Source organism: Kitasatospora sp. MBT63 (genome assembly GCF_000710465.2).
Taxonomy (GTDB): domain Bacteria; phylum Actinomycetota; class Actinomycetes; order Streptomycetales; family Streptomycetaceae; genus Kitasatospora.
This window is the reverse complement of sequence record NZ_JAIZ01000431.1, coordinates 1-6,106: the sequence shown is the minus strand read 5'-3', so window position 1 is coordinate 6,106 and position 6,106 is coordinate 1. Positions and strand designations below refer to the sequence as shown.

Here is a 6,106-nt window from a genome sequence, read left to right as displayed (position 1 = left end):
CGCCCGTGGTGTTCAGGCCGGTGAACGCCGCGCCGACCTGCACCCCGGCCGCCTTCGCCGGGCCGGTGTTGGTGACGGTGTAGGTGACGGTCTGTCCGCGGGTGAGGTTCCCGGTGGTTCTGGTCCAGCGGTAGGTGCCGGTGCCGCCGGTGGCGTTCAACGCCGGTGCGGCGTAGGAGAGGCCTTTGGCGCCGTCGGGCAGGGCGGTGATGGTGTGGGTGCCGGCGGTCAGTGACACGGCCAGGGTTGCGGTGCCGGTGCCGTTGAGTGGGGCGGTGCCGAGGGGGCGGTGGTGGAGGGGACGGGTCCGTCGGTGAAGGTGACGGTACCGGTCGGCACCGGGCCCCCGGCGGGGACGTCGGCGACGGTGGCGGTGAGGGTGATCTGCTGGCAACTCCAGGACATAGCCGCCCACGAGAGCCTCCAGTACTACGCGGACAGCCGATTCCGCCCGGACGTCTCCGGGTCAAGACTGCACCCGTCGCACCGGCGGAGGCGGCCCCTGCGGGTCGGACACACCCGATGTCGGATCTTGTTGCGCCAGGAAGGTGAAGATTCACACCGTCACCCGTCCGTGCCGCCCGTCCCCTGCCGAAGGCAGCGGAACGGGCGGAATACGGGGCGGTGCACGGTACCGGACGCACCGGCAGTGCCAACCTTCCGTGCCAGGTGTGGTGTTGCCGGGGTCAGGGTGGGATGGCGGGTCAGCCTCCGTTGACGGTGTTGTGGCCGGTGCCGGGGTTGACGCTGTTGTGGCCGGTGCCGGCGTTGATGATGTCGTTGCCGGTGCCGGTGGTGATGATGTCGTCGCCGGCGGCGGTGTTGATGATGTTGTTGCCGTTGCCGGCTTCGATGCGGTCGTTGCCGGTGCCGGTGTTGATGGTGTCGTTGCCGTCGGTGGTGCAGATGAGGTCGTTGCCGCCGTTTCCGTTGATGGTGTCGTTGCCGCCCTTGCCGAAGATGATGTCGTTGCCGGTGGTGCCGTTGATGACGTTGTTGCCGGTGGTGCCGTTGATGACGTTCTTGCCGGCGGTGGGGGCGGTGGCACAGGTCATGGGATTGATGCGGATGGTGAGCTGGCGGGAGACGGTGGAGGGCTGGGCCTGGCTGTCGCTGACGCGCAGGGTGAAGGTGTAGGTGCCTTCCTTGGTGGGGACGCCGCTGATGACGCCGTTGCCGCCGTTGAGCCGGAGACCGTCGGGAAGGGCGCCGGAGGCGATGTCGTAGTGGTAGGGGGCTTTGCCGCCGTTCACGCGGATGGGGCTGAACACCGTGTCGTAGCCGGTGTTGACGGTGCCGTCCGGCGGGGGCTGGGTGATGAAAGTCCTGACGGGTGAATAGGTGACGGTGAGCGGCTGCGCGGCACTGTCGGACGGGCTGTGCAGGGCGTCGCCCGGGTAGTGGGCGGTCAGGGTGTGGGAGCCGACGGGCAGAGGTGGCAGGTCGGTGAACGAAACGGTGCCGTCACCGCTGAGCGGTGCGGTGCCGATCGGGTCGTCGTTGTCTCCGTCGGCCGTCAGGGTGACATCGCCGCCTGGCACGGCCACGCCGGACGTGTCGGGGCCGTTGATGACGGTGACGTCCACCGTGAGTCGGTCAGAGTCGTTGGGATTGGCGGGGGCGACGTTCACCACGGCCGTCGTGGTGGGCGCCGTGGCGACGGGAAGTGTGTAGATGAGATCGGCGCTCTGGGAACCGCCGTCGGCCACGTGGACGGTGAATGCGTAGCCGTCGGGCTGGTCCGGGGGTGTGGGCGCGGTCGGCCTCCCGGACAGTACGCCGGTGGTGCCGTCGAAGGCCAGGCCCGGGGGGATGTGGTCGATCGCATAGGTGTACGGGAGGGTGCCGCCCGTGACGTCGGCCACCGGGGTCTGCTCGATCTCCTGTCCCACGGTCGCCGTCGGCAGCTTCTTCGGTGCCGCCTTGAACGCGGGGGCCGGGGAAGGAACGGTGTACCTGATGGTGACACCTGCGGTGCCCGTGCTGTCCGTGGATGCCACGGCTCCCGAGCCCTCCGGGGCGTAGGACGATCCCGCCCCACCGCCGCCGCCGTAACCCGAACCGCCGCCGAAGAAGCCGCCGCCGCCGCCCCCGCCCTTCGAGGTGCCGCCGCCGTGACCAGGTCCGCCGGGATTGGCTCCTGTTACGAGGTTGCCTGATGCGTCGGTCGGTGCGCCGCCTCCGGAGTTGCCGCCCCCGCCGCCACCCCAGCCGTCGTAGCTACCCCCGCCCCCGCCACCGGCGGTGGCCGGACCGGGGCCGCCACCGGTGCCCCCGCGATTGCTCAGGTTGTTGTACACCGCCGGGGCACCGGCACCACCCGCAGTGGTGGAACCTGGAGCGCCGTCCGCATCCCTGTTGCCGCCGCCACCACCACCCCCACCGACTCCGAAGTCACCGCCGGCTCCACCACCGCCCGAATATTCACTACTCGCTGCACCGCCGGGACCTGCGCCGGCACCACCCCAACCGCCGCCGCCACCGCCGCCACCACCGGCGACTACCAGCCGGCAGTCGTCAGCCTGGCCGGTCGTCGCGCAGGAGCTGTTCGGGTCGGTCTGCACACTGCTGGCACCGCCCCCACCTCCGCCGTGGCCGGAGACATTCATGGCATCGCCGCCTCCGTTGTATCCGCCGACAGCGGTGGTGCCGGTGGAGATGCCGTCACCCCCCTTGCCTCCCACCTCGACGTAGAGTTTGGTGAGTCCAGTGGGAATGAGGATGTCCGCACCGGTGACCGAAGCGCCACGCCCACCCTTCCCCCACTGCGCGGTGTCACCGCCGGGGGCGCCGGTGGCGTCGACGGTCACGCGCGGCACGCCCGCAGGGACGTCGAACGTCTGATCACCGTCGCCGGCGCCGTAGGTGCAGACGACGCCGTTCGGGTCGTGCGGGTCCGGGGCGCACGCGGGGGGAAGAGCGGCTGCGTGGACGCTGGGAGAAAGGAGGGTGAGGGGCAGGACGGCGGCCGCGGTGCAGACGGCGGTGACCAGGCCGAGGGCCCGCCGTCGGCCCGGCCGGGCGGGGGGAGTTGCCGGGTACAGGGTAGGACAGCGGTTCCATGTCAGCTCTCCATCGTGCCGGGCGCACCGGTCACGTTGCCCCCCTCGTGCACGCCCCGGCCGGGACACCGGACAGCCACCGGACGGGAGCTCCCGGCCCCCATGGCCCGGAAGCCCGCCGGAAGGCACGGAAGGCCTCTTGCTGATCGGTGCGCCGCATCTATGTGGGGCTCACATCTGAGCACGACAAGGCGTATCCGAGTACCACTCAGGTCTGAACAGGGATTTTCGGGAAGTAGTCTCTTCCCGGAAGCGAAGTACCTGGCCGGGAAGCACAGGTGCGTACCGTGAACCACCGATCGGGGGTGTCACGAAAGCGGTCCGGGTGGTTCGGCAATGGTCGAGCAGGCGGCCGTGCGGTGGTCATCGCCGGGTGGCGTATACACAAGATCCATCCGACATGAGCTCCTCGTCGAGGATGCGGAGCAGGGCGTTGCCCGTAGGGGTTTCCCACCCGCGCGTATCAGGACGGAGAGTCATCGGCGGGACGAGTGGTAGTGGACGGTGCCGGTCCGGCCGGCGGCCGGAACAGATCGCTCACCGCACGTCCATGGGTGCCTGCCGGCTCGGGATCGGCGAAGCGTGGTGCCTGGGGGTGGTAGAGGAGGAACCCCACGACCGTGTCCTGGTACGCCCGCACGCAAGCCTCCGTGTCCGCCTGGACCTCGGCGGGCAGTGCCAGGGTCTCCACCTGGGCGAGCAACTGCTCCGAGGCGCTCTGCATGCGTTCGATGCAGCGTGTCATGAGGGCGTCGGCGCGAACGACGGCGTCCGGAAGGGAGAGCCCTTCGTGGGTCTGCAGCACGGCGAAGACATCACTGTGGTAGCCGCCTTCCCGTTCCTTGCGCAGCGAGTGGAAATCGTTGCACAGGCCGATCCAGTCCGCTGCGGCGTGGGTGAGTTCGGTGTGCGAGGAGAGGCGACGGACCATGCCCGGCAGGTCCGTACCCGTGGCAGGCTCGCACATGTCCAGAAACGGCAGCCCACCGATGTCGTCGCGGCGGAATTCCAGATACTGCTCCAGATGCGGCAGCCGGCGGCTGTGCCGGTTGACGGCGCTGGTGTAGTAGCACCAGATGGCGTCGCGGGTGTGGGTGCGGAAGGACTCCTGCCAGCTGGGGCCCTGGCGCTCGCAGGCCCATCGCCAGACGTCGGCCAGCGCCTTCGCCACGGGGTTCTCGGCCGGTTCGCCGTCGAGGACGCCGATGACGTGGCGTAGTTCCTCGTAGCACCGCTGCGGCCCGGTGTTGGAGATGTTCTCGTCGAACAGGTCGTCGTTGACGAAGATGAACGCGTAGTAGCAGCCCAGCATGGAGAGGGTGTCCGCATCGGCTGACGGGTACAGCAGACTGATCAGGAGCGGAACGTCGGCGTCGGCGACGCGTCGGCGGTCGGCCGGGGTCGGGCACAAGCCCGTTTCGTCGATCCACGACCACATGGCGGCCTCGGCCCGGGAAGTCAGGGGGTTGGGTTCCACGGGTGGGAAGGGCATGTAGAAGCTGTGCTGCTGGGGAGTCGCCAACGATGCGCTGCCTTTCTGATGGGTATCAGGATCCGAAACGGCGACGCCGGGTGCGGTAGGCGTCGACCACCGCGGCCAGGTCGTCACGGGAGAAGTCGGGCCAGAGTCGGTCGGAGAAGTACCACTCGGCCAGGGCCGCCTGCCAGAGCATGAAACCGGAGGTCCGGTGCTCCCCGGAAGTGCGGATGATCAGGTCCGGGTCGGGCTGGCCTGCGGTGGACAGGTGATCGGCCAGGCGCTCCGCCGCGGCATCCGGGTCAGCGCCGTCCTTCACCTGTTGGAGCAGTGTGCGCACGGCGGCGAGCACGTCGCTACGGCCCCCGTAGCCGATGGCCAGGTTGACCAAGGGCCCAGGGCGGTCGCGGGTGACCTGTTCGGCGGTGTGCAAGGCCCCTGTGAGGCGCTCGGGCAACAACTCCGTCCGGCCGATGTGATGGAGCCGCCAGCTTCCCGTCTCTGTGAGCTGGGCGATGATCTCCTCGTCGATGCGGTACAAGTCGTCGAGTTCGGCTGCGCTCCGGTTGGTGATGTTGTCGTCCGACAACATCCACAGCGTGACGATGCTGATGTCGAACGCCATGCACCAGGTGAGCACTTCGGGAATCTTCGAGAAGCCGGCGCGATGGCCGTGGGCAGCCGCCGGAAGACGGCGGTCACGGGCCCAGCGCCGGTTTCCGTCAAGGATGATCCCCAGATGCTGCAGAGGTATGGATGTCTCCGGAGGATCGGAATCAGATTCGTGGACGGTCATGTCGGATCCTTCGTGTTGGACGGTCACCCGCATCGGGCTCGCGTGGCGACCGTGCCCGTAGGTGTTGCGGACCGGGAGCACGGAACCGGACGACAGCGTCCCCGAGCCTGTCTGCCGTTCAGTTTCCATGCGTGGGTGCTCGTCGCTGTGTACAGATGGGCCGGCGTCCGGCCCCGGGATGCGACACGGAAGGGAAACCAGGTTCAGCGGTTGATGGCGGACAGTGGCACGGAAGAGCGCGTTGATCCACGTCACGACCCGGACGTCGGTGCGACGACCGGAACCCTGCCGACTCATGGAGGTCGGCGGATGTACTTGCGGACGATCTGCTCCTGACCGGGGAATCCGCGCTGCCGGATCTCCTCGAACAGATGCCGGGAGATGGTGTGGCCTTCGCTGAACCGCTGGTCGAGATGGGGCTTGTGGACATCAGGCCGTCGCCGCGGGGCGCGACGTGTCCCGTCGCCGGGGGGATCCGGCCTGGCGATGCAGCGCGCGCCGCATCCGCGCCGTCGCCCGCGTCCGGGCATCGCGCGGCCGGGCGGCCCGTGCCGCGGTGGGGGAGAGCCCGGAGTCCGATGACACCGTCCGGCCCGGTGCCCGGTCAGCCGGGTGTCAGTACCGGGTCAGCTGCCCGGGGCATTCTGATGGCACGTCAGGGAGCGCCGGACATCGGGCTTCCGGGACGGGGAGAGGTGTCCGGAGCGGTTCATCGGGTGCCTGGCCAGCGCTGGCCGAGCAGGGTCCTTCGGGGCCCGCGCAGGTTCGAAT

Annotated in this window: 4 protein-coding genes; all 4 read right to left on the bottom strand. The window is 69.2% G+C overall.

All coding sequences use genetic code 11. The annotated features are described in order from the left end of the window. The coding region (locus tag AA75_RS23905) for a hypothetical protein (protein WP_033822263.1) at nucleotides 1-238 on the bottom strand (238 nt) is incomplete at its 3' end. A gap of 466 nt (nucleotides 239-704) precedes the next feature. Continuing rightward, a complete protein-coding gene (locus AA75_RS53740; RefSeq protein ID WP_158515558.1) occupies nucleotides 705-2,810 on the bottom strand; it encodes a putative Ig domain-containing protein in 2,106 nt (701 codons plus the stop codon). 715 nt (nucleotides 2,811-3,525) lie between these two features. Further along, nucleotides 3,526-4,671: a hypothetical protein gene (locus AA75_RS23895; RefSeq protein ID WP_206743449.1), complete on the bottom strand. Its 1,146-nt coding sequence runs from the start codon at nucleotides 4,669-4,671 to the stop codon at nucleotides 3,526-3,528. After that, complete coding sequence (uppS, locus tag AA75_RS23890) at nucleotides 4,610-5,335, bottom strand: polyprenyl diphosphate synthase (protein ID WP_033822260.1); 726 nt, start codon at nucleotides 5,333-5,335, stop codon at nucleotides 4,610-4,612. Before uppS ends, AA75_RS23895 begins: the two co-directional genes overlap by 62 nt. Nucleotides 5,336-6,106 lie beyond the last annotated feature (771 nt).